Source organism: Hyphococcus sp., assembly GCF_965267305.1.
In the GTDB taxonomy this organism is placed as follows: Bacteria; Pseudomonadota; Alphaproteobacteria; order Caulobacterales; family Parvularculaceae; genus Hyphococcus.
In genome coordinates this window covers 404,664-429,853 of sequence record NZ_OZ253945.1, presented here as the reverse complement: position 1 = coordinate 429,853, position 25,190 = coordinate 404,664, and the positions used below count along the sequence as shown (strand labels likewise).

The 25,190-nt window shown below is 61.2% G+C and carries 24 protein-coding genes; 7 read left to right on the top strand and 17 right to left on the bottom strand.

What is annotated here, in order from left to right:
- The first annotated feature begins 32 nt into the window (after window positions 1–32).
- Window positions 33–728, top strand: coding sequence for a ZIP family metal transporter (locus tag ACQY5P_RS02035; protein ID WP_428409178.1), 696 nt, complete (start codon window positions 33–35; stop codon window positions 726–728).
- Here the strand turns inward: ACQY5P_RS02035 and ACQY5P_RS02030 are convergent.
- The 15 genes from ACQY5P_RS02030 to ACQY5P_RS01960 all read right to left on the bottom strand — a co-directional run bounded on the left by ACQY5P_RS02030 (window position 725) and on the right by ACQY5P_RS01960 (window position 18,139).
- On the bottom strand, window positions 725–1,222 hold the full coding sequence (locus ACQY5P_RS02030; RefSeq protein WP_428409177.1) for a hypothetical protein: 498 nt from the start codon (window positions 1,220–1,222) through the stop codon (window positions 725–727). The genes ACQY5P_RS02035 and ACQY5P_RS02030 overlap by 4 nt on opposite strands.
- Window positions 1,219–1,995 carry a type II secretion system protein N gene (locus ACQY5P_RS02025; protein WP_428409176.1) on the bottom strand — a complete coding sequence of 259 codons (777 nt, stop codon included), beginning with the start codon at window positions 1,993–1,995 and terminating at the stop codon, window positions 1,219–1,221. Before ACQY5P_RS02025 ends, ACQY5P_RS02030 begins: the two co-directional genes overlap by 4 nt.
- Window positions 1,995–2,453 (bottom strand): type II secretion system protein GspM, encoded by a 459-nt coding sequence (gspM, locus tag ACQY5P_RS02020; RefSeq protein ID WP_428409175.1) that lies wholly within the window; start codon window positions 2,451–2,453, stop codon window positions 1,995–1,997. The genes ACQY5P_RS02025 and gspM overlap by 1 nt, the downstream gene beginning before the upstream one ends.
- A complete protein-coding gene (gene gspL, locus ACQY5P_RS02015; protein ID WP_428409174.1) occupies window positions 2,450–3,640 on the bottom strand; it encodes a type II secretion system protein GspL in 1,191 nt (396 codons plus the stop codon). The genes gspM and gspL overlap by 4 nt, the downstream gene beginning before the upstream one ends.
- Complete coding sequence (gene gspK / locus ACQY5P_RS02010; RefSeq protein ID WP_428409173.1) at window positions 3,637–4,617, bottom strand: type II secretion system minor pseudopilin GspK; 981 nt, start codon at window positions 4,615–4,617, stop codon at window positions 3,637–3,639. Before gspK ends, gspL begins: the two co-directional genes overlap by 4 nt.
- Window positions 4,614–5,267, bottom strand: a complete 654-nt coding sequence (gene gspJ, locus ACQY5P_RS02005) for a type II secretion system minor pseudopilin GspJ (protein WP_428409172.1) — start codon at window positions 5,265–5,267, stop codon at window positions 4,614–4,616. Before gspJ ends, gspK begins: the two co-directional genes overlap by 4 nt.
- Window positions 5,264–5,638, bottom strand: a complete 375-nt coding sequence (gspI, locus tag ACQY5P_RS02000; protein ID WP_428409171.1) for a type II secretion system minor pseudopilin GspI — start codon at window positions 5,636–5,638, stop codon at window positions 5,264–5,266. Before gspI ends, gspJ begins: the two co-directional genes overlap by 4 nt.
- The gene (gene gspH, locus ACQY5P_RS01995) at window positions 5,622–6,158 is read right to left on the bottom strand and encodes a type II secretion system minor pseudopilin GspH (RefSeq protein ID WP_428409170.1); all 537 of its coding nucleotides are present in this window, start codon (window positions 6,156–6,158) and stop codon (window positions 5,622–5,624) included. Before gspH ends, gspI begins: the two co-directional genes overlap by 17 nt.
- Window positions 6,142–6,597 (bottom strand): type II secretion system major pseudopilin GspG, encoded by a 456-nt coding sequence (gspG, locus tag ACQY5P_RS01990; protein WP_428409169.1) that lies wholly within the window; start codon window positions 6,595–6,597, stop codon window positions 6,142–6,144. The genes gspH and gspG overlap by 17 nt, the downstream gene beginning before the upstream one ends.
- Window positions 6,598–6,612: 15 nt before the next feature.
- The gene (gene gspF, locus ACQY5P_RS01985) at window positions 6,613–7,827 is read right to left on the bottom strand and encodes a type II secretion system inner membrane protein GspF (protein WP_428409168.1); all 1,215 of its coding nucleotides are present in this window, start codon (window positions 7,825–7,827) and stop codon (window positions 6,613–6,615) included.
- On the bottom strand, window positions 7,814–9,322 hold the full coding sequence (gspE, locus tag ACQY5P_RS01980) for a type II secretion system ATPase GspE (protein ID WP_428409167.1): 1,509 nt from the start codon (window positions 9,320–9,322) through the stop codon (window positions 7,814–7,816). Before gspE ends, gspF begins: the two co-directional genes overlap by 14 nt.
- Window positions 9,323–9,337: 15 nt before the next feature.
- Window positions 9,338–11,332: a type II secretion system secretin GspD gene (gene gspD / locus ACQY5P_RS01975; RefSeq protein ID WP_428409166.1), complete on the bottom strand. Its 1,995-nt coding sequence runs from the start codon at window positions 11,330–11,332 to the stop codon at window positions 9,338–9,340.
- The gene (locus ACQY5P_RS01970) at window positions 11,332–12,207 is read right to left on the bottom strand and encodes a type II secretion system protein N (RefSeq protein WP_428409165.1); all 876 of its coding nucleotides are present in this window, start codon (window positions 12,205–12,207) and stop codon (window positions 11,332–11,334) included. The genes gspD and ACQY5P_RS01970 overlap by 1 nt, the downstream gene beginning before the upstream one ends.
- 304 nt (window positions 12,208–12,511) lie before the next feature.
- Window positions 12,512–15,199 (bottom strand): TonB-dependent receptor domain-containing protein, encoded by a 2,688-nt coding sequence (locus ACQY5P_RS01965; protein WP_428409164.1) that lies wholly within the window; start codon window positions 15,197–15,199, stop codon window positions 12,512–12,514.
- 81 nt (window positions 15,200–15,280) lie between these two features.
- Window positions 15,281–18,139 carry a hypothetical protein gene (locus ACQY5P_RS01960; RefSeq protein ID WP_428409163.1) on the bottom strand — a complete coding sequence of 953 codons (2,859 nt, stop codon included), beginning with the start codon at window positions 18,137–18,139 and terminating at the stop codon, window positions 15,281–15,283.
- Window positions 18,140–18,487: 348 nt separating this feature from the next.
- On the opposite strand from ACQY5P_RS01960, the gene ACQY5P_RS01955 reads away from it, so the two are divergent.
- A complete protein-coding gene (locus ACQY5P_RS01955) occupies window positions 18,488–19,285 on the top strand; it encodes a prepilin peptidase (protein ID WP_428409162.1) in 798 nt (265 codons plus the stop codon).
- Window positions 19,286–19,297: 12 nt separating this feature from the next.
- Here ACQY5P_RS01955 and ACQY5P_RS01950 read toward each other — a convergent pair whose 3' ends face one another.
- Complete coding sequence (locus ACQY5P_RS01950) at window positions 19,298–20,068, bottom strand: enoyl-CoA hydratase/isomerase family protein (protein WP_428409161.1); 771 nt, start codon at window positions 20,066–20,068, stop codon at window positions 19,298–19,300.
- Between the two features lie 116 nt (window positions 20,069–20,184).
- Here ACQY5P_RS01950 and ACQY5P_RS01945 point away from each other — a divergent pair, with 116 nt between their 5' ends.
- From ACQY5P_RS01945 to ACQY5P_RS01935, 3 genes are all read left to right on the top strand, one after another.
- Window positions 20,185–21,639 (top strand): NAD-dependent succinate-semialdehyde dehydrogenase, encoded by a 1,455-nt coding sequence (locus ACQY5P_RS01945; RefSeq protein WP_428409160.1) that lies wholly within the window; start codon window positions 20,185–20,187, stop codon window positions 21,637–21,639.
- A 296-nt stretch (window positions 21,640–21,935) separates the two neighbouring features.
- Window positions 21,936–22,316 (top strand): hypothetical protein, encoded by a 381-nt coding sequence (locus ACQY5P_RS01940; protein ID WP_428409159.1) that lies wholly within the window; start codon window positions 21,936–21,938, stop codon window positions 22,314–22,316.
- Between the two features lie 180 nt (window positions 22,317–22,496).
- The gene (locus ACQY5P_RS01935; RefSeq protein WP_428409158.1) at window positions 22,497–22,685 is read left to right on the top strand and encodes a hypothetical protein; all 189 of its coding nucleotides are present in this window, start codon (window positions 22,497–22,499) and stop codon (window positions 22,683–22,685) included.
- A gap of 175 nt (window positions 22,686–22,860) precedes the next feature.
- Here the strand turns inward: ACQY5P_RS01935 and ACQY5P_RS01930 are convergent, their stop codons facing one another.
- A complete protein-coding gene (locus tag ACQY5P_RS01930; RefSeq protein ID WP_428409157.1) occupies window positions 22,861–23,826 on the bottom strand; it encodes an IS1595 family transposase in 966 nt (321 codons plus the stop codon).
- 102 nt (window positions 23,827–23,928) lie between these two features.
- Here ACQY5P_RS01930 and ACQY5P_RS01925 point away from each other — a divergent pair, with 102 nt between their 5' ends.
- The gene (locus ACQY5P_RS01925) at window positions 23,929–24,153 is read left to right on the top strand and encodes a DUF6471 domain-containing protein (protein ID WP_428409156.1); all 225 of its coding nucleotides are present in this window, start codon (window positions 23,929–23,931) and stop codon (window positions 24,151–24,153) included.
- Window positions 24,111–25,001, top strand: coding sequence for a hypothetical protein (locus ACQY5P_RS01920; RefSeq protein ID WP_428409155.1), 891 nt, complete (start codon window positions 24,111–24,113; stop codon window positions 24,999–25,001). The genes ACQY5P_RS01925 and ACQY5P_RS01920 overlap by 43 nt, the downstream gene beginning before the upstream one ends.
- Window positions 25,002–25,190: the final 189 nt, after the last annotated feature.

Genomic DNA, 25,190 nt, shown 5'->3' with positions numbered 1-25,190 from the left:
ACGGGCTTATTGCGAGCCTGGCGGCTGCGGCTATGAGCACCTTTGGCATTTTCGCCATGGCGTCGTTCAGCGGCTGGGCGCAGCGCAATAGCGCCTATTGCGCTGCTTTCGCTGTCGGACTGCTGACCGTCGGCGTCATGTTTCATCTGATTCCAGAGGCGGCAAGCATCGCTTCATCGGCTTTAAGCTGGGTTCTCGCCGGCTTCGTCGCCATGGTGCTGATCGGCATCGCTGTCCAGACAGCGGTCGCCCGGCAGCCGGAAGGCGCGGCCCTCACCTTCGGCTATGTCTCGATCATCGGTCTCGCCGCTCATTCCTTTCTCGATGGAGCGGTCTACGCAGCCTCATTCTGGGAGGAGGCGTTTACCGGCTGGCTCGCCACGGGCGGTCTGCTTTTCCATGAGTTTCCTGAAGGCGTCATCGCCTATGCGCTTCTCGCCCAAGCCGGACTGCCGCGCGGGCGGGCGATCCTCCTCGCCTTCATAGCAGCCGCTTTAACAACCGTAGCGGGAACAATCAGCGCGCAATCCCTCTTTAGCCTTGCAAGCGCTCCACCCCTCGCCGCCATGCTTGGAACAGCCGCAGGCGCCCTAATTTATGTGCTGATTTTTCATCTCGGCCCCCACGCCACGCGGACCCCGAAAAAGCGCGGTTACGATGTCGCCATGCTAGGCGTTATGGTTGGCACCGCCGCTCTATTGTTTGAACATTTCGGCGGCGCTCATTAATTTTTACAACCGGCGATCCCGGCTGTGGGGGCGACCATGCTCCAGCCATTGGCGTCGCGGACTTTAATGAGCCCGTTCTCGAGATAGGCGCCGCCCTCGAACCCAAGGCCAAAGCGCGCCGAGACGTCAACTGTGACGCCCTCCTCACTCGTAAAGGTCTGACGTTCGAAAATGCCAAACCCGGCTGCGCCGTCATAGGCGCTGCGCGTCAGAGTCACCGGTTTCCCGGCGATGTTGATCTCCGCCTTTTTGTCCGAAACGAAGCGAAAGACGGCCGCCGGCCGGGCGCCTTCAAGCGTCCACAACACCATGCCGCAGGCTTTGCCAGGCAAAGCCGCATCGGTGAGCGGCCGCAAGCCTTGCGCGCCTGCCGCTTCGCTGGCGAGATCGACGGCGGCGTTGTTATCCGAACGGCTGCCGCTCTGAGTTCCGGTCGTGGCGCAGGCGCCAAGCAACGCCGCGAGAACGCCTATGGCGAGATTTTTTCCGTTCATGATCCTGCTCCCGTCAGCACGCCGACCGTGCCATAGGTCATAGCGCCATTGTCGTCTTCGAAACCGAAATAGCGCAAGGCGGAGGCGACGCTTTCCTCCGATGGCTGCGCTATCGCAACCGCCTCATAAGCGAGGCTGCGGTCGAGCACGAGGCGGACGCTCGCCGCCGTGCGTGCGTTTTCTCCGGCGAGCTTGATAACGAGCTTATCGTCTTCGCAGGCGACGCCGCCGCTCAAAGGCAGCGCGGGGAGATCATAACGCTTGGCCGGGGCGTCGAGGGCGTTGGTCCACAAATCACCCGCCGCGACGATGCAGCCTTCCTTGCGGCTGAAGGCGAGCCGGTCGATATCGAGCTTTGCCTGTCCCCGCGCCGGTTCGCCGAGGAGGCCGCGCGGCGCGGCAGCGGCGAGATCGATCTCGGCCTTCACCTTGCGGAGCGACGCGCGCGCGCCGGGTCCGATGGCAACCGTTCCCGTTCCGCTGACGGCGCCATTCATGTTGAGCGTCGCTTCCGGCGAAAACCGCAAAAGCGATAATGGCGACAATTGGAATTTAACGTCGCCAAGGGGAACGCCCCCTGCAGAAGCCGATGCAAGCTCGCCATTCCAGATCGTGCCCCGCGCCTGCGCATAAGAAAGCGCGCCGCCGCTGTTGTTCGCAAAAATGGAAACGGCGCTTGCCGGGATCGAGGCGATGATCGTTGCAAAGAAAACCGCAGCGCCCAAGAGTATCGGCGGCATGAGGCTTTTCGATATTGCGGTCTCGCTCGCCATTACCGCTCCAGCACCAGAACCTGCGGCGTCACCATGCCGTTCTCGCCGCGCGCAATGTCGGCGAAGGCGACGCTCGCGCCATAATCGCCCTGCAATTGCGCGAGCCAGGTGAAGAACACGTCGCCGCTCACGGGCGCGGCCTGAATTTCAAGCTGACCGTTATTTTCCGCTCCTATGCGCACGATTTCAACGCCCGCAGCACGCGCCGTGTCGAGCACCGCCTGACGCAAGGGCGCGCGTGCCTGGGGCGCCGAGGCTTCCCCACCCCCCGCCACGGCCGCCGCAGCGGCGGTCAGCTCATAGCCGTCACGGGCGGACGCGGCCTTGCGTGCAGCGTCTGCGCGCAGATCGGCGAGGGGCCGCACAATCGCAAGCGACAGAAACAGGAGCCCGGCGAGCCCGCCCGCAACGAGGATCAACATACGCTCGCGCGCTGAAAGATCGTGCCACCAGGTCATGACGCGCTCACCCGTAACTCGCCGAGATAAACGCTGCCAGTGCGCCTGACGCCGCCAGACTCCGCCGCCATAAGTCCGCGCGCCTCCAGCATGCGTTTTAGTGTTTCGATCTGGCTGATGTCGCCGAAACGAAGATTGACGGCGTATTCATCCCGCGCGCCATTGTAACGGATGCGGTCGATCTGCACGCCGCTCGATCCCTCGAGACTGTCAGCGAGCGCATTAGAGATTGTGAGAAACGACTTCCCACCCCCGCCGGAGCCGAGCACCTGACGCGCATGGGTTCTGGGATCGGCGCCCTCCGCCTCGGGAAAGGCGATCTCATGCAGCGCAATCGTTTCTTCTTCAAGGCGGTCCGCCGTCCGCAAATCGCGCACCAGCCCCGCCACGTTAAAGAGCAGCAGTGCGGCGACGGACGCCGCTGCGAGAAAGCCTGCCCGCCGCCATGGCCCCACGGCCGCGCGCCAGTCGCGCCGCTTGCGATAGACGCCCTGAATGAGGTTCGGCGCCTTATCCAGGCCTTCAGCGAAAAAACCGATCAGGGCTTGCGTGTTCATCAGCCCGCTCTGCTCGATCTCAACATCATCACGCAGGCCGGCGACCGGCTTCGTGGTGCAGGCGATGACCTTGCGGACATCCTCGTCATTAAGAATGGCGGTCAGAAGTTCTTCGGCAAGCGGCTTCTCAATGGCGAAGCCTTTGAACCCAACGACGCCGATCATGCGGTCCGGCGTTTCAATGACGACGGCGCGGCCTTGCATCATCGGCGTCAGCGCATAGTCGGCGGTGACAATGTCCGGGGACAGGCCGGCCTCTGCGAGCGCCGCCAGCCAGGCGTCCATTTCCGATTTCTTGACGGCGAGTGCGATCCCCGCCCCGCTGTCATGGCGCGTTGTTGCGACGTGAACCTGTTCGAGGCTTTCCGCGAGTTCGTCTTCGAGCAGCATCCCCGCCGCCGCCCGGAATTGCGCCGCCGATTTCGGCGGCACGGGCAAGGCGCGCATGGTCGCGCATTCGCCGCGCAGGATGAAGACGATGCGCGCATCGCCGGCGCGCTCAGCGATCGCCGATAACCCGGCCGCATTTTCGCAGACGGCGGACTCCAGAATGTCTTCCTCGCCAACGAAAGCCCAGCGGACGGGATCGTCTGGCGTCAAGCCTGGAAGGAGGATTAAGGTTTCGTTCACTCTTCCGCTCCGAGCCGGCGCGACAGGACCTTGGCCCCGCCGCCTTGCGTGTCGATGACCGACGTCATTTCCAGTAAGGCAGTATCATAAACAATCTCTGCACGGGCGATCAGGAAGCGTGATGTGACGGCGAAACGCTGCCCGTTTTCGATATCAAGATCGCCCAGCGGCGGGGTTTCGAGAAAAACATCGATGCTGACCCAGCCGCCGGGCGGCCGCGCGGAGATGAGGTCGGCGGCCATTTGCGGGGTCACCGCTTCGCCCAGCGCTGCCGCGAGCACCGGCGCATGGCGTTCGGAGAGCATGTTCACATTGATCACCGACGGCGTTTCGCTGTTCAACGCACACAGGTACGGTCTCAGCGTCCCGTATATCTCTCGCGTCACGCCCTTCACAGCTCGCAGTTCCGAGACCGACGCCATGAACTGGTTGCCGGTGCGATAGGGCGAGGGCAAGGCGGTGTAATATTCGTCCTCGCTTCCTTGCGGACGCCGGTTCGCATCTTCATCGATCCAGTCGCCGATTGTTTGCGCAAGCGCGGCGGCGTCGAATTCGCTGATGCCGAGATGACCTGCGAGACGAACGAATTCAGCGGCGGTTTCATCGGCGCCGCCTTCTCCATAAGGCGCGCGGAGCGAATTCACGTTGAAACAGGCGCCGCCATCGGCCAGGAAGACGCGGGCGCCGCCTTCCTCAAAGGGAAGTTCAACCGGCTCTGTCGCCCACGGATCGTCAAGCGACATGATCCCGCGCTCGTCCGAAGCAATTTCTTCAACGGCGGCGAGCGTCAATGTTTCAACGGCGAAAGCGCGCCACAAGGTTTCTCCCCGCGCGTTGACATTGACGGTCCGGGCTGCGGCGCGCGTCGTCAATTCCATGGCGGACAGCGCTACAAAAGAAAGCGTCGCCGCCAGCAGGAGGACGATGAGCAGCGCCGCGCCTTTCTGTTTGCGTCTGTATTGGCTGCGACGGATCATGACCCCGCCTCCACAGCGCCAATCCAGAAAAGCTGTTCGATGGGCGCCCGCCCTTCCCGCTCAAGAATGATCGACAGCGCCCGCGGCGGCGCGCCGGCGCCGGAGACTGGCCAGATATCCGCCCAGTCAAGCTCGCCACGCTGTTCGCCCAGAAGAAATGCGGCGCGGGCGTCCAGAAGACCGCCGAAAAGGATGCGCTCGGATGTATCTGCGTCCGAAGCCTCATCAAGATAAGCGCGGGTGCGCCGGATAAGCGCGCCGCCGCGGAAGACATATTCAACATATTGTAGCGCGCTGCGCGGCTCATCCGCTCCTGGATTGATCCAGCCGGCGCGCACGAAAGACGCAAGCACCCGCTCGTCCTCTTGGCGGCGGGCGCCGAAGGTTTCCAGATTGCCCATGAACGCCGCCGGACGGCCATCGCCGAATTCGTCCCGCACCCTGCGCGCGCTGACTTGCGCCAGGTCTTCCTTGATCAGCGTGCGCGCGATCTGGAAGGATTTGAGATCCTTATCCACGCTTGCGAGCTGGTCGCGGCTGTCGACGCCGAGCCGCAACGAATAGACCGCCGTCGCGGCAATGGCCGAAAACACAAGCAGCGCGATCAGCACTTCGGGCAATGTCAGCCCTTGTTGCGCGCGGGCTCTCATGACGTTCTCCGCATGGAGACGGCATGTCCGAGACGCTGATTGGCGGTCGGCGACAGCACGTCAATCTCGACACGGACGATGTTCTCAACGCCGGTCTCGATGATCGCCCGCCGGTAACGATATGTCTCGCCGCCAACCGTGACCTCGCCTTCGGTTTCGCCGATCTCGACGGCGTCGCGCAGCACCAGCGCCTCAACCATAAGATTGTCGGCGGCGATGGACGCCATGGTGCGCTCGCGCATAGAGGCGGCGAACCGAGAATTCTGGCCCATCAGCACAAGGAGAGCGCCGATGATGAGCCCCATGACGGCGAGCGCCACCAGGGTTTCCACCAGGGTCACGCCTTTCTGGCTGTTACGCGCCTTCGCCATCGTCGCTCACTTCCACCTTGCCGGCGCCGTCAAGCGTGATACGCCAGATCTCCCGCCGGTCCTGAAAAACGACCGTTACCGGCGTTGTTTCGCCCGTGGGGAGGAACCGCAATTCGGGCCGGATGATTGTTTCGTTCTCTGTTTGCTTTTCTTCGGGCTCATTTTTCTTCGCAGCCGCGTCGCGGGTCACCGCAACGGAAAACTCCGCTGGGAACCTTTCAGTTTTGAGACGCTCTGACGTCGCCGGTTTCCACTCGCCGCGCTGATAGTCGAAGAACGCATAGCCTTCCTCATCAAGGCGCAGGCCGACGAGCGCGCCCGATGTCACCGCTTCCTGGGCCGCGAAATCGAGACGCGCGGCGAGGCGCTCGGCGGTGCGGCGCACATCGCTGCGGCCCGGCGGCGCATTGATGACGACGATGCCCGCGACCATGGCGGCGAGCGCCATGACGACCAGCAACTCAACGAGCGAAAAGCCGCGCTGGCGCCGAACTGCATTATGATTACAGCCGGTTGTCATCCGTCCAGTTGCCGATATCCGCATTCAGCCCTTCGCCGCCGGGCTCGCCGTCGGCGCCGAGGGAATAGAGGTCATAGGCGCCGCCGCGCTCGCCCGGAAAACGATACTCATAAGGATTGCCCCAGGGATCGGTGGGGACTTCGCCGCGCAGATAACCGCCCGGACGGTAATTCCCGGCGTTGCGCGCGTCCGAGGGAACACGGATCAGCGCCTCAAGACCCTGTTGCGACGTCGGATAATTCATCATGTCGAGGCGGTACTGGTCGAGCGCGCTTTCAATGACGCCGATATCGATCTTCGCCGTGTCGACCGCGGCCTTGTCGCGCGCAGGCAGGACGTTGATGACGACAATCGCCGAAATCAGCGCCAGAATTGCGAGCGCCACCAGCAGTTCAACAAGCGAAAAGCCTTTTTGGCGGCGTTTGATGGTCTTCTTCATTATTGCGTCTCCGATTTAGCCGACAGCGAGCGTGTTGATCCGCAGGATCGGCAGCAAAATTGACAGGACGATGACGAGCACCGCGCCGCCCATGGCGACGATGATGGCGGGCTCGAGAAGCCTTAGCGCCACGGTCGACGCCGTGTCGAACTCTTCCTCCAGTTGCAGCGCCGCCTTGTCGAGAAGCTCCGACAGAGCGCCTGCCCGCTCGCCCGCCGCGATCATGTGGGTGAGCATGGGCGGCAGGACGTCCGCCCGTTTGATGGCGGCGGCGAGCGACGATCCCTCTCCCACCATGGTGACGGTGCGGTCAAGGCGCGAGCGGATATAGCTGTTCGAGACGGTTCTTTGCGCCCCAACAAGACTGTCCAGCAAGGGGGCCCCGCCGGAAAAAAGCGTCGCCAGGGTGCGCGCAAACCGGGCCCCGTCAACCGAGCGCGAAAGCCGGCCGAAGACCGGGACCTTCAGCATGAACCGGTCCACAGCGAGCTTGAAGCGCGCCTCCTTCATAGCCCGCCAGAAAGCAACGGCTAAAATGGCAATGAGAAGAAGGGCAAGGAGCCCATAGCTAACGGTCCAGTTGGAGAGCCCCACGACCACCTGGGTGAGCAAAGGCAGCTCGGCGTTGAAGCTGTTGAACTGGTCGATGATCTTCGGAACGACGAAGACCATCAGCGCGGTCACGACCCCGCCGGCGATCATCATCAGCGCCGCTGGATAGATCAGCGAGGCGACCGCCTTGTTCTTGATGGCGCGGTTTTTCTCCAGCATGGAGGCGAGACGATCGAGAACGCCCCCGAGATCGCCCGAGGTTTCCCCGGCGGCGATCACCGCGCGATAGAGCGCCGGGAAGGATTTTTCGTCTTCGGCAAGCGCGTCCGCAAACCGCCAGCCCTCCATCACCCGCTCGCGCACCGCGATCATGCGCGTGCGGGCGGCGGCCGATTCCGACTGGACCGCGACGGCGTTCAATGCTTCTTCGAGCGGCGTGCCTGCGCCAATAAGCGCCGATAATTGCCGCGTCATCATTACGAGCTGACCCGGCTTGACGCGCGGCTTTTCCGATCCGAAAGCGCCGCTTTTGCGTTCCGACCGCGGCGCGGAAAGCCGCAGCGGCGTCAGCTTCATGCGCCGCAATTCCTGACGCGCCTGACGCTGGCTGTCGGCGGAGAGAACGCCTTTTTTCGTGCGCCCGCCGAAGTCGATGGCTTCATACTCAAACGCCGGCATCGTCTTCCTCCTGATGCACGACCCTCAAGACTTCTTCGAGCGAGGTGACCCCGGCGCGCGCATGGCGCAGGCCCGATTGCTGCAGCGTGTCGCCATGGGCGAAGGCGTGCGCGGCAATATCCTGTTCATTGGCGCCGTCATGGATGAGGCGCTTCAGCTTTTCATCGACGACGATGAGTTCGTAAACGCCGATGCGGCCTTCATAGCCGGTGTGATTGCAGCGCCCGCAACCCGCCGGATGATAAAGCGTCACCTCTTCGTGTTCGCCTACGCCGAGAAGCCGCCGCGTTGCGGCGTCAGGAGTGTAAGGCTGCTTGCAGGACGGACACAGGCGCCGCACCAGCCGCTGGGCCATGACGGCGGCGATGGTCGATGACAGCAAAAACGCCTCGACGCCCATATCGCGCAGGCGCGTGATGGCGCCAGCCGCGGAGTTCGTATGCACCGTTGAAAGCACGAGGTGGCCGGTGAGCGACGCCTGCACCGCGATTTCTGCGGTTTCCACATCGCGGATTTCGCCGACCATGACGATGTCCGGGTCCTGGCGCAGGATCGCGCGCAGGCCCGTCGCGAAGGTCATTCCGACTTTTGGATTGATCTGGGTCTGGCCGACGCCCTCGATAGCGTATTCAACCGGGTCTTCCACGGTGAGGATGTTGCGGCTCGGTTCATTGAGCAAAGTCAGCGCGCCGTAAAGCGTCGTCGTCTTGCCGGAGCCGGTTGGGCCGGTGACGAGAATGATGCCATTGGGCCGCGCCAGCGCATGTTTGAAGCGCGCGAGGATTTCTTTCGGCATGCCGAGCCCGTCGAGATCGAGTCGCGCTTCGTCCTTGTCGAGAATACGCATGACGACGCGCTCGCCAAAGCGCGCCGGCAGGGTCGAGACGCGCACATCGACAGTCTTGCCGCCGAGCGCCAGCGAGATGCGCCCGTCCTGGGGCACGCGCCGCTCGGCGATGTCGAGCCGCGCCATCACCTTGACCCGCGAGGTCAGCACCGGCGTCATCCGCGACGGCAGGGACAGGATTTCGCGCAAGACGCCGTCGATCCGAAGGCGAACCGACAACGCCTTTTCATAAGGCTCGATGTGTATATCGGACGCTTTGACCTTCACGGCTTCGGCAATCAGCGCGTTGATGAGCCGGATCACCGGCGCGTCGTTCTCGCTGTCGAGAAGGTCGGCGGTTTTCGGAAGTCCTTCCGCCAGCGACGCCAGATCGGCGTCGTCGCCATCGAGATCGAGATCGGCCGTCGAAATTCCTTCGACGGAATAGATTTCAGAGAGGCGCCGCTCAAAGGCGTCAGGCGGCAGGATATCGACGGTCACAGGCGCGCCGACAACGCGCCGCGCCTCGATCACCGCCCAGGGGTCTGGCGACTTGCCCCGCGCGCCGAGCACAACCGGCCGCGCCTCGCCATCAAGCACGATAAGACCGCGCTCCTTGGCGAAGGCGTAGGCGAGCCGGCTCGCCGCTCTGGCGGTTGTTTCGCTCATAATTCTCTCGCGCGCCTATTGCGGCTGCGCCACGGGCGCCTCTGCGCCCGTCACTTCATTGATGAGGCGCTCCATCTCCGACACCGGCTCGCCGCTGCGCAGCAATTCCCGCGCGCGCATATAATCGAACTTGCGCCGCGTTGCGGAAGTGGCTGTCTCGCGGTCGCGAATGATTGTCGGTCGGATGAAAACCATCAAATTCTGGCGCCGGCGCTCTTTCGATGTCGACTTGAAGAGATTGCCGGCAATCGGGATGTCGCCCAGCAGCGGCACTTTATCTTCCGTATTCTCGATCTGGTCATCGATGAGGCCGCCAATCACAAGGATGTCATTGTTATCCACCAGCGCCGTTGTCGTAATTTCGCGCTTGTTGGTAATGAGATCGGTAGACTCAGCAATGATGGGACCGGCGATCGAGGAAATTTCCTGCACAATTTTGAGGGTCACAGTGTCCCCGTCATTGATCTGCGGCGTCACTTCAAGGATGACGCCGACCTGCTCGCGGCTCACGGTCCGGAACGCGTTCGAAAAATTGTCGCCGACCGCTTCGCCGGTTGTAATCGGAATTTCCTGACCGACCTGCAACCGGGCGGTTTCATTGTCGAGCGTCAGAACAGAAGGCGTCGAGAGGACATTGGAGTTCGTGTCATTCTTGATCGCCGTGAGGATGGCGCCGAAAATATTGCCGCCGCCGAGATCGACGCCGCCCCCGATGGTGAAACCGCTGACGCCGAGGAGCGATGTCAAGGCGGCTTCAGCGAGTTCGTCGGCCACATCGTCAGCGGCGTCGCCCGTAAGGCCTGTCGGATAGCCGCCGCCGCGCAGCAGCGCCGTGCCTGCGGCTGCGAGAATATTTGGCTGCGCCGAAGAAAAATTCGTTGCGGTGAAAGGAACCCCGTTTTCCTCGCTGCCGGTCAGGAAATACTGAACGCCGAGATTGCGCGCCGTGGTGTCGGACACCTCAACGATAATCGCTTCAACCAGAACCTGCGCCCGGCGCACATCGAGTTGCGCGATGACATTCTGGAGCGTCCGCTGAATATTGGCGTCGCCGTTGATGATGATGGAATTGGTGGGCTTGTGGAAGGATATGGTCGCGCGGTTATTCGTGATGGTCGTCTCGCCTGAAGCCGCGCTGCGGGTGTTGTTGGCGACATCCTGCAGAAGCGGGGCCAGTTCTTCGGCGTCGGCGTGTTTCAGATAAACGACTGCAAGCTCCGACGTCGCCTCTCCATACTGGTCGAGCTCGCCGATCACGAGTTCGAGCCGCCGCATCAGGCTCGGCTCCGCGCGGATGAGGAGCGAATTGCTGGCCTCGACGGCGACGACGCTGTAGGTGGCGCGTCCGCCATTCTCATCCGTCAATTCCTGCGCCAGCTCCCGCACCAGGCGCGCGATTTCGGTCGCCGACGCATGCTTTAGCGGTATCGTGCGGTAGAGCGTCATATCGCGGTCGAGCTGCGTCAGGACCTGACGAATGCGCTCCACATTGTCCGCGGTGTCGACGATGATGACGGCGTTGCCGGACCGGACCGGGCTGACGACGCCATTATTGCCGATGATCTGCGCCAGGTTCGCCGCCGCTTCGCGCGCATCCACATAATTCAACCGAACGATCTGGGTTGTAAGGTCCGAGCCCACGCCCTCGCCTACGGGCCCCGCCGTGCGCGCCGCTTCCTGCAGCGGGACGATGCGGTATTTGCCGTCGCCTACAGGGGCCGCGACAAAGTCATTAACGCGCAGCATCGCCTGAAACAGCTCCCAGGCTTCGTCCGCGCACAGCCCGCCATTGGGCGGCGATTTCACGGTGACGCGCCCCTGCACAGCCGGATCGAGGAGAAAAGTGCGGCCGGTGCGGATCGCAATTTCGTCGATAACGGCGCGGATATCCGCATCCTCATAGTTTAACGACTCTCCGCAATTCTCCTGCGCTGAGGCGCCTTGCGGCGCGAGCGGCAAAAGCAGCAAACCAAAACAGGCGGCGAGGGTTTTATTACGCAACAACAACATTACTGATCCCCGGATCCGTCTTGCGACAGCTCGATTGTTTCCATGGCGCCGTCGCGTTCCACGACGATCGTGGCGGCGCCTGCTTTCATAAACTGGCTCATCATCGCGGCAAGCTCGTTGGGCGAGGATGGCGGCGGCGAGCCGTTGACGCTGCGCAGGACGTCACCGTCGCGCAGGCCGCTCGCTTCGAAGGTTGAGCGGTCACGCCCCGCGTAAAGCAGGATCGCGGGCCTGCCGGCGGGATCGACGCCGGGCGCGAGCCGGAAGGCGCGGCCGAGGCCGTTTCCCGAGGGCGCATTCGTAATCTTGCCGCTGTCATCGGCGTCAGGAACATTTTGCTCACTGCCTTGGGCCGTATTCTGTATTGGACGGGGGGCCGTAATTTTGGATTCAAAGCGCAGGGACTCGCGAACGCCGTTCTGCTCGATAACCACCTGATCGGCATAAACCGCCACAAGGCGAACGCCGGGTATGATTTCCTGGCCCAGTTCAAACGCCTCTTGTTTTCCATCCGGCTTTTGAATGATGGCCGAGCTGCGCTCGTCGTCCACCCATGTGCCCACAAGTTTGAGATCGAGCGCGGTTTCGGCGAGCTCCGGCCCGGCCTCGACCGGGGCGGCGTCGATGACCGCCGCCGGGAAGGGATTGCGCCCTTCCACTGTCCCGCTTTGGGACTTCGCCGCGGGCAGCGCCGCAATCCGGTCGCCGGCGGGAACCGGGAGCGGCGCGAAAAAGGCGATCAAGGCCTGGGCCAGCAAAAAAGCGATCAGGGCGATCAGGACCCATTCGGCGATGCGAGGGCCAAGCGCGCGAACCCGCGCGCCCCGCAAGAATGCGGGCGCTCCATGGCCGCTGCGAAGTTCTAGACCCGCCACTTCCCTTACGCCTTATCTGGCCTCGCGCCTTGCCGGCGCGCCTGACTTGAATAGCGCAAAATCTTTAGCAAACCGATCTGGCGCCGCCCACACTCTCTCGATGATTTTCATTCAAATTCTATTCCAAAAACAGGGCAAAAGCCGGTGAAATTCCTAGAATTTTCAGCCCCGGACACCCGAATAAGGGGGCTGACGGCCAGCCATTAAACCCCGGAAAAGAAAAAACCCGGCGCTGCCGCTAGGGCCCGCCGGGTTCTTTCGTGCTCAATAGTTAACGCGACTTTTCTCCACCGTCCCGGAGGACTTAGAAATGCGCCGTCAGGCTCGCTGAAAGGCTGCGCCCGCGGTCATAGGTGTTGAAGTCGACGACGCCGCTCGGGGCGCGATCCGGATCGGCGACGCCGCGCTGTTCTTCGATGTGACGCGTCCCCAGAAGGTTACGCGCCGCAAGGCTGATGGTGAAATCCGTCCCGTGAATGTTGACGTCATTGCGCAGGACAGCATCAAGCTGGAAGCCCGGCTTTTCGTAGACGTCGAGAAGGCGGTTCGCCTTGGTCAGGGCTTCGCCCCGGGCCAGAAGACGTTCGGACACCCAGCCGCCGAGAACGGTGAACTGGAACCGCTCGCCTTCGAAGCCGAACTGCGCATTCACGATATGCTCCGGCGTGCCGACCATGGGCAGACCGTCAAGGCCGTAGCTTGACGCAAGCACCATGTCGCCATCACGCTCGGTGATCATGTCAGTATCGCTGACGACGATCTCCGAATTCGTATAGGTGTAGTTCACCGAGAACAGCCATTCCTGCTCGCTCATCCAGCCATCGCCAGGCATGGAGAAGCGCGTGCGATATTCGAACTCGCCGCCAAGCAGTTTGGCTTTCGGAGAGTTGATGAAGCTCGACTGGAACGAGAAGTCCGTCGTCGTGAACTGGATTTCCTCGATCGGATCGTCGATGGTCTTGTAGAAGCCCGCAAGAGTGAGGAACTGGTTACGGCCGAGATAATATTCGTAACGCAGGTCGTAATTGCGGAACTCACTGTCTTTCAGATTGCTGTTGCCGAAATAGACGCGGTCCGATTCAGGATCGGTGAACTGCGAAGCGGCGAGTTCGCGGAACTGAGGACGTGCAATCGTGTGCGAATAGCCGGCGCGCAACTGCATGTTGTCCGTGAAGTTCCAGGTCAGCATGGCTGACGGCAGCCAGTAGTCGTTGGACAGTTCGGTGTCGAACGCATCGCAGCGAAGAATATCGCTCGGGTCCGAACTGTTGACGCAGAATCGGTCGAAAACATCGACGCTCTGGTCAGCGGTTTCATAGCGAACGCCCGCGGTCGTCCGGATCGTCGGGATCAGCTCCGCATCGACCTGGGCGTAACCGGCGTGAACGGTCAATTCGCCATTGTAGGAGTTAACGCCTTGCGTGTTGGTGTCGATCAGCCGGAACCGGTTTGGATCGATATTGCCCGGCGAATAGGCGTAGTCGATGCGCGCCTGGGCGACATCGAGCGGGATCGACGTGTTCAGCGTGAAATTGAACGGATCGGAAACGAACTCACGATCATTATCGCTATACTCGTAACCGGCGGAAAGCGTCATTTCCCGTGCGCCGGAAACCGGCACATACCAGAAGAAGTCGGCGCCGCCGCTCCAGGTGTCATCTGTCAACTCAGAAAAGTTGATGTTGTGGCGGGTGTTGAAGACGATCGACGGGGGTCCGACGATATTATCGTCGGCGTCGATCGGCGCGGAACGGTTTTCGAGAGAACGCTCATAGGGCGTGTCCCGCGTCGACCGGGCGAACGCGCCGCGCCAATTGACCGCGAACTGGTCGCTGAGATCGTGCTCGCCAGCAGCTTGTCCCATCCACAAGGAGCGTTCGAGCCAGGAGTTGGCTTCGGTGACGAAGCCGCCTGCGCCTTCGGCGTTGAAGTTGAAGCCTTGCTGAACCTGCGCCTCTTTCCGGGTGGAATGGATGTAGAGGCCGGTCAGGGTGAGCACATGGCTGTCGGTTTCTAGCGCGGCTGAGAGGAGCCCGTTGACGGTCACGTCAAGAGCAGTCTCCGTTTGCGTCGAATTGACGCCGACGCGCTCTTCGGAAGCAAGCTGACGGACCGCCTCTTCCGTGGTCCAGTCCTGTTTGTAGCCGACGACGCCAGCGATGCTGAAAGTCGCGCCGCTGTCCAAATCCCAGAATTTGCCGCCATCGACGGAGCCTTCGAAATTCGGGCCCACGCTGCCGACCTGGATGACGGAAAGTGGTGAATTAACGAGGCTTTCGCCAGCCGCTTCCTGCTCCGCCGGAGTCAGGTCGGCGAGCTGCACATCGGTGCCGACGATCGCTTTGAGCTCATCCGGCATGCTGCGGGTGCCGTCGTCATAGCCGAGCCAATCGAGATCGCCGCCATTAACGTAAAGGCCGTCCCGTGCTGTCGTCACGGTGTTCATGCCAATGCCGAGTTTGGCGTTAAGGAAATTATCGTCCGGCTTGCGAAGCGTCTGCAGGTCGATGATGCCGCCGCCGAATTCGCCAGGATAGTTCGGCGAAAAGGTTTTCTGCACCGTCGCGCCCGAAAGGATGTTCGACGGGAACAGATCGAGCGGCACTGTCCGCTTCAGCGGTTCCGGGCTCGGCAGCGGCGATCCGTTGAGGCGCGCCGAGGAGTACCGGTCGCCGAGACCGCGGACATAGGCGAATTTGCCCCCGACAATGCTGAGACCGCTGAGACGTTTGAGCGCTTCAGCTGCAGTGTCGTCGCCGGTGCGCGCCAAATCTTCGGTGTTGAGGAATGTCGCAACCTGGGAGGTCGCGCGTTGCGGTTCAGGGATGTTGCGGCCCAGAACCACGATTTCGTCTGCGTAAGTTGGCTGGATGCCGAGATTGTTGCTCGCGCCGCCTGCCCCTTCCGTTCCGGCGTCCTGTGCGAACGCCGAGGGAGCGATCAGCATCGTCGATGCAAGCAGCCCGCCCCATAATGTGTGATACGGCTTCATGATAATAAGTACCTTGATCTGTGTTCCTGAGGATGAAAGGCCGGCGCGCTCCCAAAGGAGCGCGCCATGCTTACGCTCGTCTTAGCAATCGTCCGAAACGAGGCCGCAGCTCCATTCGTCCCACCAGAGATCGCTGGAGTTCTCAACGGCGCCGACATAGTCGACGTCTTCGAAGAACGCATCGACGTTGGTCGGCAGGTCGGTGAAGGCCGTGAAGCCGTCCGCCGCCGTGTCGTTGATAAACCCACTGATCAAGTTGACGTCGGTCGTGGTCGAGGTGGATGGCTGAGCGGCGATGGCGGCGACAGCAGCTGCCGCATCCGGATCAGACCGTTCCAGACCGCCGGCACAATCGAGGATCGTGTTTTCGAAGGTCGGATCGACGTTCAGGCCGTCATAGGTGGCGTTGCCGTCGCCCGCATCCTGCCAGCGGAAGCATGCATCCTCGTCAACAACGATGCCGTTGATGAAGCGGCCGATATGGCCGGAGTTGATGCGCATGCCGTTGCCGGGATCCGTCGCCTTCGTTGTCCCGAGGATCGTAAAGTTGGCGATCGTCGGATTGGTGGCCGGAGACACAGTCGTGCCGGCGCTCGACATTTCAAAGCCGTTGTCGCCGCGTCCGTCGCGCTGCTTCACGATCAGGAACTGAACGTTGCCGTCCCAGCCGTTGTCCGTGTCGAGGGAGTCGTCGTCGTTGCCGGTCAGCACGATGTGCTTGAGATCGACCGTGCCGCCGAACATCTCGATGCCGTCGTCGGAGTTGTTGTGAACCTGCACATACTCGACAACGGTGCCGCTGCCGACGCCGCCGAAGGAGATGCCGTTCAGCTCGTTGCCCGAGGAAAGCGGGAAGCCGGCGAACTTGACGAGCGTGTACATAAGCACGCCGCTGTTGTCCGTGGCGAGGTTGCCGCCATATTCCGCCTCAGGCGCGGTCACGCCTTCGATGACGTTCTGGCAATCGCCGCCGAGGATCGAGCCTGTGGCGCAGCGGTTGATCGGCGCGCGGCCGAGGATGACGAGGCCGCCCCATTCGCCGATGGAGTCGAGACGCAGCGCAGGCGACACATTATCGAGCAGATCAGCTTCAGAGGTCATAACGACCGGGTTCTGACGCGTGCCATTCGAGAAGATCTGCGACCCGCGGTTGATCACCATGAAGTCTGAACCGGAGTTGCCGAAGATCGAAACGCCCGGCTCGATGTTGAGTGCGATGGGCTGGCCGTCAGCGTTGAGGCCGTCATAGCCGACGTCGACGCCGATATCCACGCGGCCGTCGAGTTCGTAGTAATTGCCGCGGGTGAGGTTCACTTCAGTGTAGCTTGGAGTGCCCATAACCGGGTCGCCGTCAAAATTGCCGGCCAGCAGACAGACGCGAACGCCATTGATGGTGTTGCCCGTATCGGAGGTGCCGTCCGGGCAGCCCGGATCTTCGAACAGCGCGAAGGTCCAGCCCGTCGCCCAGTTGTTGGTTTCGGTTTCATCCGGACCGAAGGCGCCGAGATAATCGGCTTCCACGAAGAACGGATCGAGGGTTTCGACCGCGAACGGCGTGGCCATCGGCGGCAGCTCTTTCGCACCAGCCTGGAAGTTCGTGGTGATCGAGCTTGTGTCTTCAGAGTTGTTCGGATCAGCAGCGACGGAAGCTACTGCAGCCGGGGTTTCCGGATCGTCGATCGTCAGGCCGCCCGCGCCGCAATCAAACAGCACGGAGTTGAACGCCGGATCGGTGCCGATGCCGTCAAAGGTTGCGTTGCCGTCGCCAGCATCCTGCCAGCGGAAGCATTCGTCCTGATCCTGGACGACGCCGTTGAGGAAGCGTCCGACATGGCCGGAGTTGATGCGGATGCCGTTGCCGGGATCGGTCGCTTTGGTCGAACCGACAATGGTGAAGTTCGCAATCGTCGGATTGGTGGCCGGAGACACAGTCGTGCCGGCGCTAGACATTTCGAAGCCGTTGTCGCCGCGGTCCGCAACCTGCTTGACCACGAGGAACTGGACCTTGCCGTTCCAGCCGTTGTCGGTGTCGAGGGAGTCGTCGTCGTTGCCGGTCAGCACAATATGCTTGAGGTTCACCGTGCCGCCGAACATCTCGATGCCGTCGTCGGAGTTGTTGTGGACCTGAACGTAATCGACGATCGTGTCGCTGCCGACGCCGCCGAAGGAAATGCCGTTAAGCTCGTTGCCAGAAGAAAGCGGGAAGCCGGCGAACTGGACGCGCACATAGCGCAGGATGCCGGAATTGTCGGTCGCAAGGCCGCCGCCATATTGCGCTTCCGGCGCCGTGACGCCTTCGATCACGTTTTCGCAGTCAGCCATGCCCGGGGTGCCGCCGCCTTCGCAGCGGTTGATCGGCGCGCGGCCGAGGATGACGAGGCCGCCCCATTCGCCAATGGCGTTGGTCGGATCGGCCTGCGTGCCTTCAAGATCGGCGCGGCTGGTGAACACGATCGGCTGCGTTTCCGTGCCGTCAGCCAGGATCTGCGAGCCGCGATTGACGACGATGAAATCGCTGCCGGATTCGCCGAACAGGGTCACGCCCGGCTGAATGGTGATAGACGCCGCATCGCCGCCTGTGCCGTCTGCGCCCACATCTTCGCCGATATTGACGCGTCCGCTGATCTGATAAGCGACCGGAATGCCGTCGCCGTCATCGTCTTTGTAGGGAAGCGCAATGTTCGTAAGGAAAGTGCCCGAGATGGTGCAGACGACCTGGTCGGCGCCCGAAGGCCGGTCGATAACCGTGCCAGCAGCGAAGCCGGAAGGACATGTATCGCCGGAAACCACTCCGCCGCCGCCGCCACCGCCGCCGCCGCCCGGAGGCGTGCCGGGATTTGGCGCGCCGGGTGATTCGATGTCGCTGCCTTGCGTACAGGCTGCGAATGTCAGCGCTGCGCCGGCGAGAAGAATGGATTTGAATGTCGAGAATTGGCTCATTGAAGAGACCCCCGGGGGAAAAAGGTTTCACGCAAAAGGACGACGCCCCACGCGCCGCTGCCCCGTGCCGTTAGAGCACCCGTTTGACAGGCGAGTGACATGAGTGTTTCAGTTTCATGACAATTGCGCACAGGGCTTTATTCCGTATGCGCACAATGTGCGTTTCAATAAAAGCGCACGGGGCGCGCTTTTGAGATGTGCATAAAATGCGCTTACTCAAAGAAAAGCGATTTCAACTCAGCATATTGCCGTCGCAACTAAATTCCGTCAGATTTCCCGGGCTTGCCGAGGCAGGTTACTAAGCCTTTACTTTTAGTGCAGGGAAACGCGATGGACGGCGGCGGCGCAATGGCTCCTCACTGGGTCTTTTACGTCACAGCAGCGGCGCTCGGCGCCATTCTGGGCAGTTTCCTGAATGTGCTGATTTATCGGGGCCCCGTCTTCTGGAATCTTGTCGATGCTGAAACTCGGGGCAATCTTGTTTTCCCTTCTTCCTACTGCCCCTCCTGCCGCACACCGGTCGGCGCTCTCCATCTCATTCCCCTCGCCAGCTATTTCATGCTCAAGGGCAAATGCGCCGGGTGCCGCGCGCCGATTCCCCTCCGCTATCCCCTTGTGGAGTTTGCGGGCGTGCTGGCGGGAATCGCGGCGCTGGCGCTCTTCGGGCTGACACTCAATGCGGGGGCGGCGTTCGTTTTCTTCCTTTTCCTGATCTCCCTCGGGGTGATCGATGCGGAGACCGGATTTCTGCCCGATGCCCTCACCTTGCCGCTCGTGGCGCTGGGGATCATCGTCAACGCCCTTGACCTTTTGAATTCGGCGCCCGGCGCGGCGGTGCTGGGCGCGATCATCGGCTATGGCGCGTTCCGGCTCGTCGATATGATTTTCCTGCGCCTGCGCGGCATTGAGGGCCTTGGACAGGGCGACGCGAAGCTCCTCGCCGCTTTCGGCGCGTGGTTCGGCTGGCCGGTCCTGCCGTCCATCGTCTTTCTCGCCGCCATCATGGCGCTTATCGGCGTCGGGATCGCCGCATGGGGCGGCGCAAAGATCGGGAGGGAGACCCCGGTCCCCTTCGGCCCGGCGCTCGCGGCCGCCGGCGCGGCGGCGATGATCGGGCACGGGCTCAACCTGCCTTATTTCTCCTAGCGGCCCCAAATATTATCGACCCTTGAACTGCGGCTTTCGTTTCTGAAAGAGCGCCGCAACGCCTTCGGCGCAGTCTTCGGTCGTGATCGCCTGGCGCTGCAGCATCGCCTCATAGGCCATGGCGGTCTTCAGTCCCTCCTGTGCAGCCGCACGGAAGGCGCGCTTGGTCAGCGCCATGGCGACCGGCGCGCGTTCCGTCAACGACGCCGCCCAGTCGAGCGCATTGGTCACAACATCCCCGTCGGGAACGACGCGATTGACGAGGCCCCAATCGAGCGCGCGTTTCGCGTCGATCTTTTCCGCTTCGATGGCGAGCTGATAGGCGCGGGCGTAACCGATTTCGCGCGTCAGCAAAAAAGACAAGCCGCCATCCGGGACGAGACCGATATTGGCGAAGGCGCTCATGAGATAGGCGCCCTCGCCCATGACCCTCAGATCGCAGGTCAAGGCCGTCGTCATGCCGATGCCCGCGGCGGGGCCGTTGATCGCCGCGATCACCGGCTTCGGCATGGACTGAAGGATGTTCAGAAACCCGGCATATTCCGTATTCAGAACATCTTCCACATTGGCCATCTCATCCACAGCGGAGACATCCGCCCCGGCGCAGAAGGCGCGGCCCTCGCCTGTCAAGACGACGGCGCGGACGGCGTCGTCCGCGGAGGCTCTGGCGAGCGCCTGCGTCAGATCCGCCCGCATTTGCCGGTTGAAGGAGTTTAGTTTGTCCGGCCGCTGGAGCGTCAACAGCGCAACGCCGGCCGACGGATTTTCATAGTTCACGGTCATGGAGCCATTCCCAGTCTCAGATGTTCTTTTGAAAGGCATCATGCCGCTGCAGGCGGACGATTGCAAAAGCCCCGCGCAGTGCTAAGCCTTTGGCTTAAAAGAGGAAGGAGGCCCTCATGACGTCGAAAGCCCATAAAAAGTTTCTTCGCGAAGACTGTTATATCGCCGGCGAATGGCGGGGCGGCGCGGAGAAGCTCGCCGTCACCAACCCCGCGAATGGCGACACGATCGGCCATGTTCCCGATTTCGGCCGCAAGGAAGCGAAAGAGGCGATTACGGCCGCCGCGAAGGTCTTCCCCGAATGGCGCGCGAAAACCGCCGACGAACGCTCGAAATTCTGCCGCAGCTTTTACGAAGCGCTGATGGACAATCAGGACGCGCTCGGCGAACTGCTGACCCTCGAACAGGGCAAGCCCCTCGCCGAAGCCAAGGGCGAGATCGCCTATGGCGCCGCCTTCTTCAAATGGTTCGCGGAAGAAGCCGTCCGGGTTTACGGCGACGTCATCCCCTCGCCCTGGGCCGACAAGCGCATCGTCGTCACCAAGGAGCCCGTGGGCGTCGTCTGTTCCATCACGCCGTGGAATTTCCCGAACGCCATGATTGCGAGGAAGGCCGCCGCGGCGCTCGCCGCAGGCTGCCCGATCATCTGCAAGCCGGCGAGCCAGACGCCCTATTCCGCTCTTGCGATGGGCGTCATCGCCGACGAGATCGGCCTGCCCAAAGGCGTTTTCTCCGTCATCACTGGCGAGGCGGCGCCCATCGGCGATGAATTCTGCGAAAACCCCGCTGTCGCGAAGATCACCTTCACCGGCTCCACCGGCGTTGGCAAGATGCTGGCCGCGAAAGCCATGAGCAATATGAAACGCGTCTCCATGGAACTTGGGGGCAATGCGCCGCTCATTATCTTTGACGATGCCGATCTCGACCGCGCCGTCGAAGGGGCCATCGCCTGCAAGTTCCGCAATGCGGGCCAGACCTGCGTCTGCGCCAACCGCATTCTTGTGCAGTCCGGCGTCTATGACGCCTTCGCGGAGAAATTCGCCAAACGCGTGAAAGAACTGAAAGTCGGCGACGGGCTCGAAAGCGGCGTCGAACAGGGTCCGCTGATCGAGGAAAAGGCCGTTGAGAAAGTCGAGCAGCACATTTCCGACGCCGTTTCCAAAGGCGCGAAAGTCGCCGCCGGCGGCGACCGGCACAAGCTCGGCGGCACCTTCTTCGAGCCCACCGTCCTCACCGGCGTCACGCCGGAGATGGTGATCGCAAAAGACGAAACCTTCGGCCCCGTGGCGCCGCTGTTCAAATTCGACAGTGAAGAAGAAGCGATCCAGATGGCGAACGACACCGAATTCGGTCTCGCCTCTTACTTCTACACAAACGATCTCGGCCGCGCCTGGCGCGTTATGGAAGCGCTGCAATACGGCATGGTCGCGGTCAATGAAGGCATCCTTTCGACTCCGGTTGCGCCGTTCGGCGGTGTGAAAGATTCCGGCGTCGGCCGCGAAGGTTCGAAATACGGGCTCGAGGATTACATCAACGTCAAATACGGCCTGTTCGGCGGCCTCGGAAAATAGCGCGCCGCCAGTTTTAGCCCGCGGATTTGTTGGGCTACAGACGAATGTGGCGCCATTTGACATTTTCTGCTGCTCCATCTTTTGCCGTTCTCCGAGTTTCGCCTCCCCACGACTTGCCTGTCCCGGACCTGATCCGGGAAGCGTGAGGAGGCGCAATGGAGAGATGATAAAGCAGCCCCGATGGTGGTGGATAACTTTGCACCAACACTGGGAAATATTGAAGAATTCCGGCCTTATGCAGCAAGCGCAGGAACTTTCCGGGTCGCTGAAACGCCTCCCGGTTTCTATCCTGCGGCATGGCTGACTCTCATGTTATCTCTGGACTTAAGGCGAAGCGGGCTCGCCTTGTCGCCGAACTGGACGCGCTCGCCAAAGAACGGCTCCGGCTTCAAACCAATCTCCGCCATCTGGACGCCACCTTGAAGCTCATGGGCTTTGAAGGCGATCCTGCGGCCATTAAGGGCAAGCGGCGCTACCACTCCATGTTCCTCAAGGGCGAGCTAAGGCGCTTTGTATTGGCCGCCATCCGCGAACACGGGGCCGACATATCCCATAGGGAAATCGCCGGAATGGTCCTTCAGCATAAAGGCTGGGAAGATGACGGCGAACTGCTCGCTATTGTGACCGAAAAGGTCAGTGCGGCGAGGAAGAACCTGCGCCGCAACGCATCAGGCTAAGTCGTTGAAATTGGCGCCTTTTCGAATCTCTCGAAACGAGTCTTAAATTCGATTCGGCGATCGGAGGGTGTCGCCATTTGTAGAAGCCGCCGCAGGCGGCTGCCGTGAACCCTTATTCCCTAACAAAGATTTCGGGCTCTCGGCTGCACACCTGCGGTCAGACACGAAGGAGACTGCCAAATGGCAGACCAAAAACAGCCGCCCACCTTTGAAAGCGAAGTGCTTCGCCTTCTCAACAACATCAATATCACCTTAACGGCGATGCGAGAAGATATTGCCGATATGGGGAACGAAGCGCGCAATTCTAAGGTTGGTCGCGAGATTGCTGATCGGGCTCGCGACCTACCTCGGAAATGGCGAGACCGCTAATCAACGCAGCGAGGCTGCGCACGTTATCTTCAAACGATCCCTCTTTGGATAAAGCCGGATTCACGAGAAGCGCGTGCGCAGCCAGCGCGGTACTAAGCTCGCTAGAAGTCATAAGAACTGCCTTTACTTTGCTGTGAAGCCCTGCGCCTCGCTATGCAGTGCTGTGCTTTGAACCTTAGGCCGCCTGATGCCGCTGCCAGTAGCCTTTCCACTGGCGGCTGACCGGAGCCGTCATGGCGTTGCGCACGATGCGGTTAGCGAGCGCGCCGTTGCTTTCGCGGCAATGATCGGCAAGCCACGCGGCATGAGCTGCGTATTGGTGAAGGTACTGCGCCGAAACGTGGTGATGCTGACCGCCAACCATGCGGCGCAGACGCGAGAAGTAGCTTTCCGCTTGGTTCGTGCAGGCGCCGTTGAGCGAATACGCCTCGCTGTGGTTGATGCGTTTCAGCGGGAAGATGGCTTCCAATTCATCCCAATGCGCGGCCTCGTCGGCATTCAGGCGCGCCGTGCGGTCAAGGCGCTCCATCGCGAACTCAACGCCTTCCGCTTCGCGGCGGGCGACTTTCGTGAGGGTGCGGCCGCCGCGCTCGCGAAGGGCGATGACAACGCGGCGTTTCGGCGAGCGGTTCTCTTTCAGGCGGCGATCAACGCGCTTGGCTTCGATGTTGTGCGGGCGCACGGCGCCACCGAAAAAGGCGCCATCAATCTCGCATTCATCGTCAAGGATCGTTTCTTTCGTTTCGGTCGCAAGGGCTTCGCGGACCTTGTGAGCGAGAACGAAAGCGGTTCTGTATTGAACGCCAAGATCGCGGCTCAACTGGACCGATGAAAGGCCCTTCGCCGCATTCGCGAGAATGCAAATCGCCGCCAGAATATCCATGAAAGACAGCTTGCGGCTGGCGAAGATCGTCCCCGACGTAACCGAAAAATGATGCTTGCAGGCTTTGCACTCGAACTTGCGGCGCGACTTGATCGAATAGGCGTCGCAGCAGCCGCAGCGCGGGCAAACCGCCTCACCGTCATTCTCCGGCCAGCGAAGGGCGCAGAACTTGGCGTAGGCCGCATCCTCACCGCCCTGATAAATGTCCTTTAGTTTCAGGGTCTTGGAGGCGGCAGAGAGGAGGAAGTGTTGGGCCATTTGCATCATATCCGTTGCTTGTGCAACATATATGATGCTTGCAATTGCGACATGCAAGGGTTATTTGCAATAAATATGATGCAAAAACCGCGAGAATGTTACATGGCCGAGCTAACCCCTTGGGAACAAAAGGCAAAAACGATTATCCGAGTGGAGATGACTAAACAGGGTATCTCCTACAAGGATTTGCAAAGTAAACTCGCCGCCATTGGGGTGGTCGAGGAAGAACCGGCCATAAGAAACAAGGTCGGGAGGGGCAAATTCTCCGCCGCATTTCTTCTGCAGTGTTTAGCCGCGATGGGCTGCACTACCTTACCGCTTTCCTGATCGTTGGCGGGCTGCTGACCCTTGCGTGGTGCTTACAACCAGAAACGCTAACTACTGAATATTACAGCGAAGAGACCTGCCCCTACAAAACCTACCACGTAGGCAACGGCCCTGATGGCGGGATTGAATTCAGAATCGAGCGCGATGCGGAATCCTGCAAAGGCTATGACAAGCCCGCAGAGAATGCCGAAACTACTGACAAGCCGCCCGAAACGCTCGCCGAGGCCGACCTTCTGGCCCAACAGCAAATGGCCCACTGGACGCGATGGATTGGCGGATTCACCGCGCTTGGCCTGTTTGTTCTTTACGTCACGTTCAGCGAAACCAGGAAGGCTGTAGTTGAAACCCGTGAAATTGGGCAGGCACAGAGTAGGGCCTATTTGAGCGTTATCGGGGGTGAGTTTACGCTCGAAAGAAACCTTCCGATGTATCTCAGTATGACGATAATAATTCGCAACACTGGAAACTCCCCTGCTACGGACCTCAGACTGTCGGCCGAGGTTTGCTTTGAAGGCTATCCAGAGGCCGAAGACTTTACGTACCGCTACAAAGCCCCCGCGCTTGTCGTGAATGAAATCGGCGGGCAAATTTCTTACCCGCGCGAAATCGACACCCCTCCATTTAATATTGGCATCCTTGATGATCTCGTGACCGAAAAATACGATGTCGGAATTCATGGGACCATTGAGTACCGGCACGTCTTCATGAAGCCAGACGATCCTCCTGACACCATCACCTTCGCTTTGAGCGGCGCCATTGAAGAACGCAAGGCCCAATGGGAGGTCGAAACCGTCACTATGGCTCTGAACACTTGTCAGCACGATCGCTGGGAGAAGAAAGACGCCTAGCAGCGCCGCCATCACTCCAATCACATAGCCCCACCTCCGGCCATGCTGCTAAGGCTTTGAAAGAGAATCATATTTTCTTCCTGCCTTTGCTGCATAAGGCCGAAGAATTCAACGCTTTTGAGGTGTTTTTCGCCCTATTGGGGTGCGGAATTTGTCCATGCAAAAAGCCCTCTCCCGCAAGCGGAAGAG

Bases quoted from the DNA above. Each gene is read 5' to 3' on its own strand.
- ACQY5P_RS02035 (WP_428409178.1), top strand. From the start codon at position 33: ATGAGCACCTTTGGCATTTTCGCCATGGCGTCGTTCAGCGGCTGGGCG.
- ACQY5P_RS02030 (WP_428409177.1), bottom strand. From the start codon at position 1,222: ATGAACGGAAAAAATCTCGCCATAGGCGTTCTCGCGGCGTTGCTTGGC.
- ACQY5P_RS02025 (WP_428409176.1), bottom strand. From the start codon at position 1,995: ATGGCGAGCGAGACCGCAATATCGAAAAGCCTCATGCCGCCGATACTC.
- gspM (WP_428409175.1), bottom strand. From the start codon at position 2,453: ATGACCTGGTGGCACGATCTTTCAGCGCGCGAGCGTATGTTGATCCTC.
- gspK (WP_428409173.1), bottom strand. From the start codon at position 4,617: ATGATCCGTCGCAGCCAATACAGACGCAAACAGAAAGGCGCGGCGCTG.
- gspJ (WP_428409172.1), bottom strand. From the start codon at position 5,267: ATGAGAGCCCGCGCGCAACAAGGGCTGACATTGCCCGAAGTGCTGATC.
- gspI (WP_428409171.1), bottom strand. From the start codon at position 5,638: ATGGCGAAGGCGCGTAACAGCCAGAAAGGCGTGACCCTGGTGGAAACC.
- gspH (WP_428409170.1), bottom strand. From the start codon at position 6,158: ATGACAACCGGCTGTAATCATAATGCAGTTCGGCGCCAGCGCGGCTTT.
- gspG (WP_428409169.1), bottom strand. From the start codon at position 6,597: ATGAAGAAGACCATCAAACGCCGCCAAAAAGGCTTTTCGCTTGTTGAA.
- gspF (WP_428409168.1), bottom strand. From the start codon at position 7,827: ATGCCGGCGTTTGAGTATGAAGCCATCGACTTCGGCGGGCGCACGAAA.
- gspE (WP_428409167.1), bottom strand. From the start codon at position 9,322: ATGAGCGAAACAACCGCCAGAGCGGCGAGCCGGCTCGCCTACGCCTTC.
- gspD (WP_428409166.1), bottom strand. From the start codon at position 11,332: ATGTTGTTGTTGCGTAATAAAACCCTCGCCGCCTGTTTTGGTTTGCTG.
- ACQY5P_RS01965 (WP_428409164.1), bottom strand. From the start codon at position 15,199: ATGAAGCCGTATCACACATTATGGGGCGGGCTGCTTGCATCGACGATG.
- ACQY5P_RS01960 (WP_428409163.1), bottom strand. From the start codon at position 18,139: ATGAGCCAATTCTCGACATTCAAATCCATTCTTCTCGCCGGCGCAGCG.
- ACQY5P_RS01955 (WP_428409162.1), top strand. From the start codon at position 18,488: ATGGCTCCTCACTGGGTCTTTTACGTCACAGCAGCGGCGCTCGGCGCC.
- ACQY5P_RS01950 (WP_428409161.1), bottom strand. From the start codon at position 20,068: ATGACCGTGAACTATGAAAATCCGTCGGCCGGCGTTGCGCTGTTGACG.
- ACQY5P_RS01945 (WP_428409160.1), top strand. From the start codon at position 20,185: ATGACGTCGAAAGCCCATAAAAAGTTTCTTCGCGAAGACTGTTATATC.
- ACQY5P_RS01940 (WP_428409159.1), top strand. From the start codon at position 21,936: ATGGCTGACTCTCATGTTATCTCTGGACTTAAGGCGAAGCGGGCTCGC.
- ACQY5P_RS01935 (WP_428409158.1), top strand. From the start codon at position 22,497: ATGGCAGACCAAAAACAGCCGCCCACCTTTGAAAGCGAAGTGCTTCGC.
- ACQY5P_RS01930 (WP_428409157.1), bottom strand. From the start codon at position 23,826: ATGGCCCAACACTTCCTCCTCTCTGCCGCCTCCAAGACCCTGAAACTA.
- ACQY5P_RS01925 (WP_428409156.1), top strand. From the start codon at position 23,929: ATGGCCGAGCTAACCCCTTGGGAACAAAAGGCAAAAACGATTATCCGA.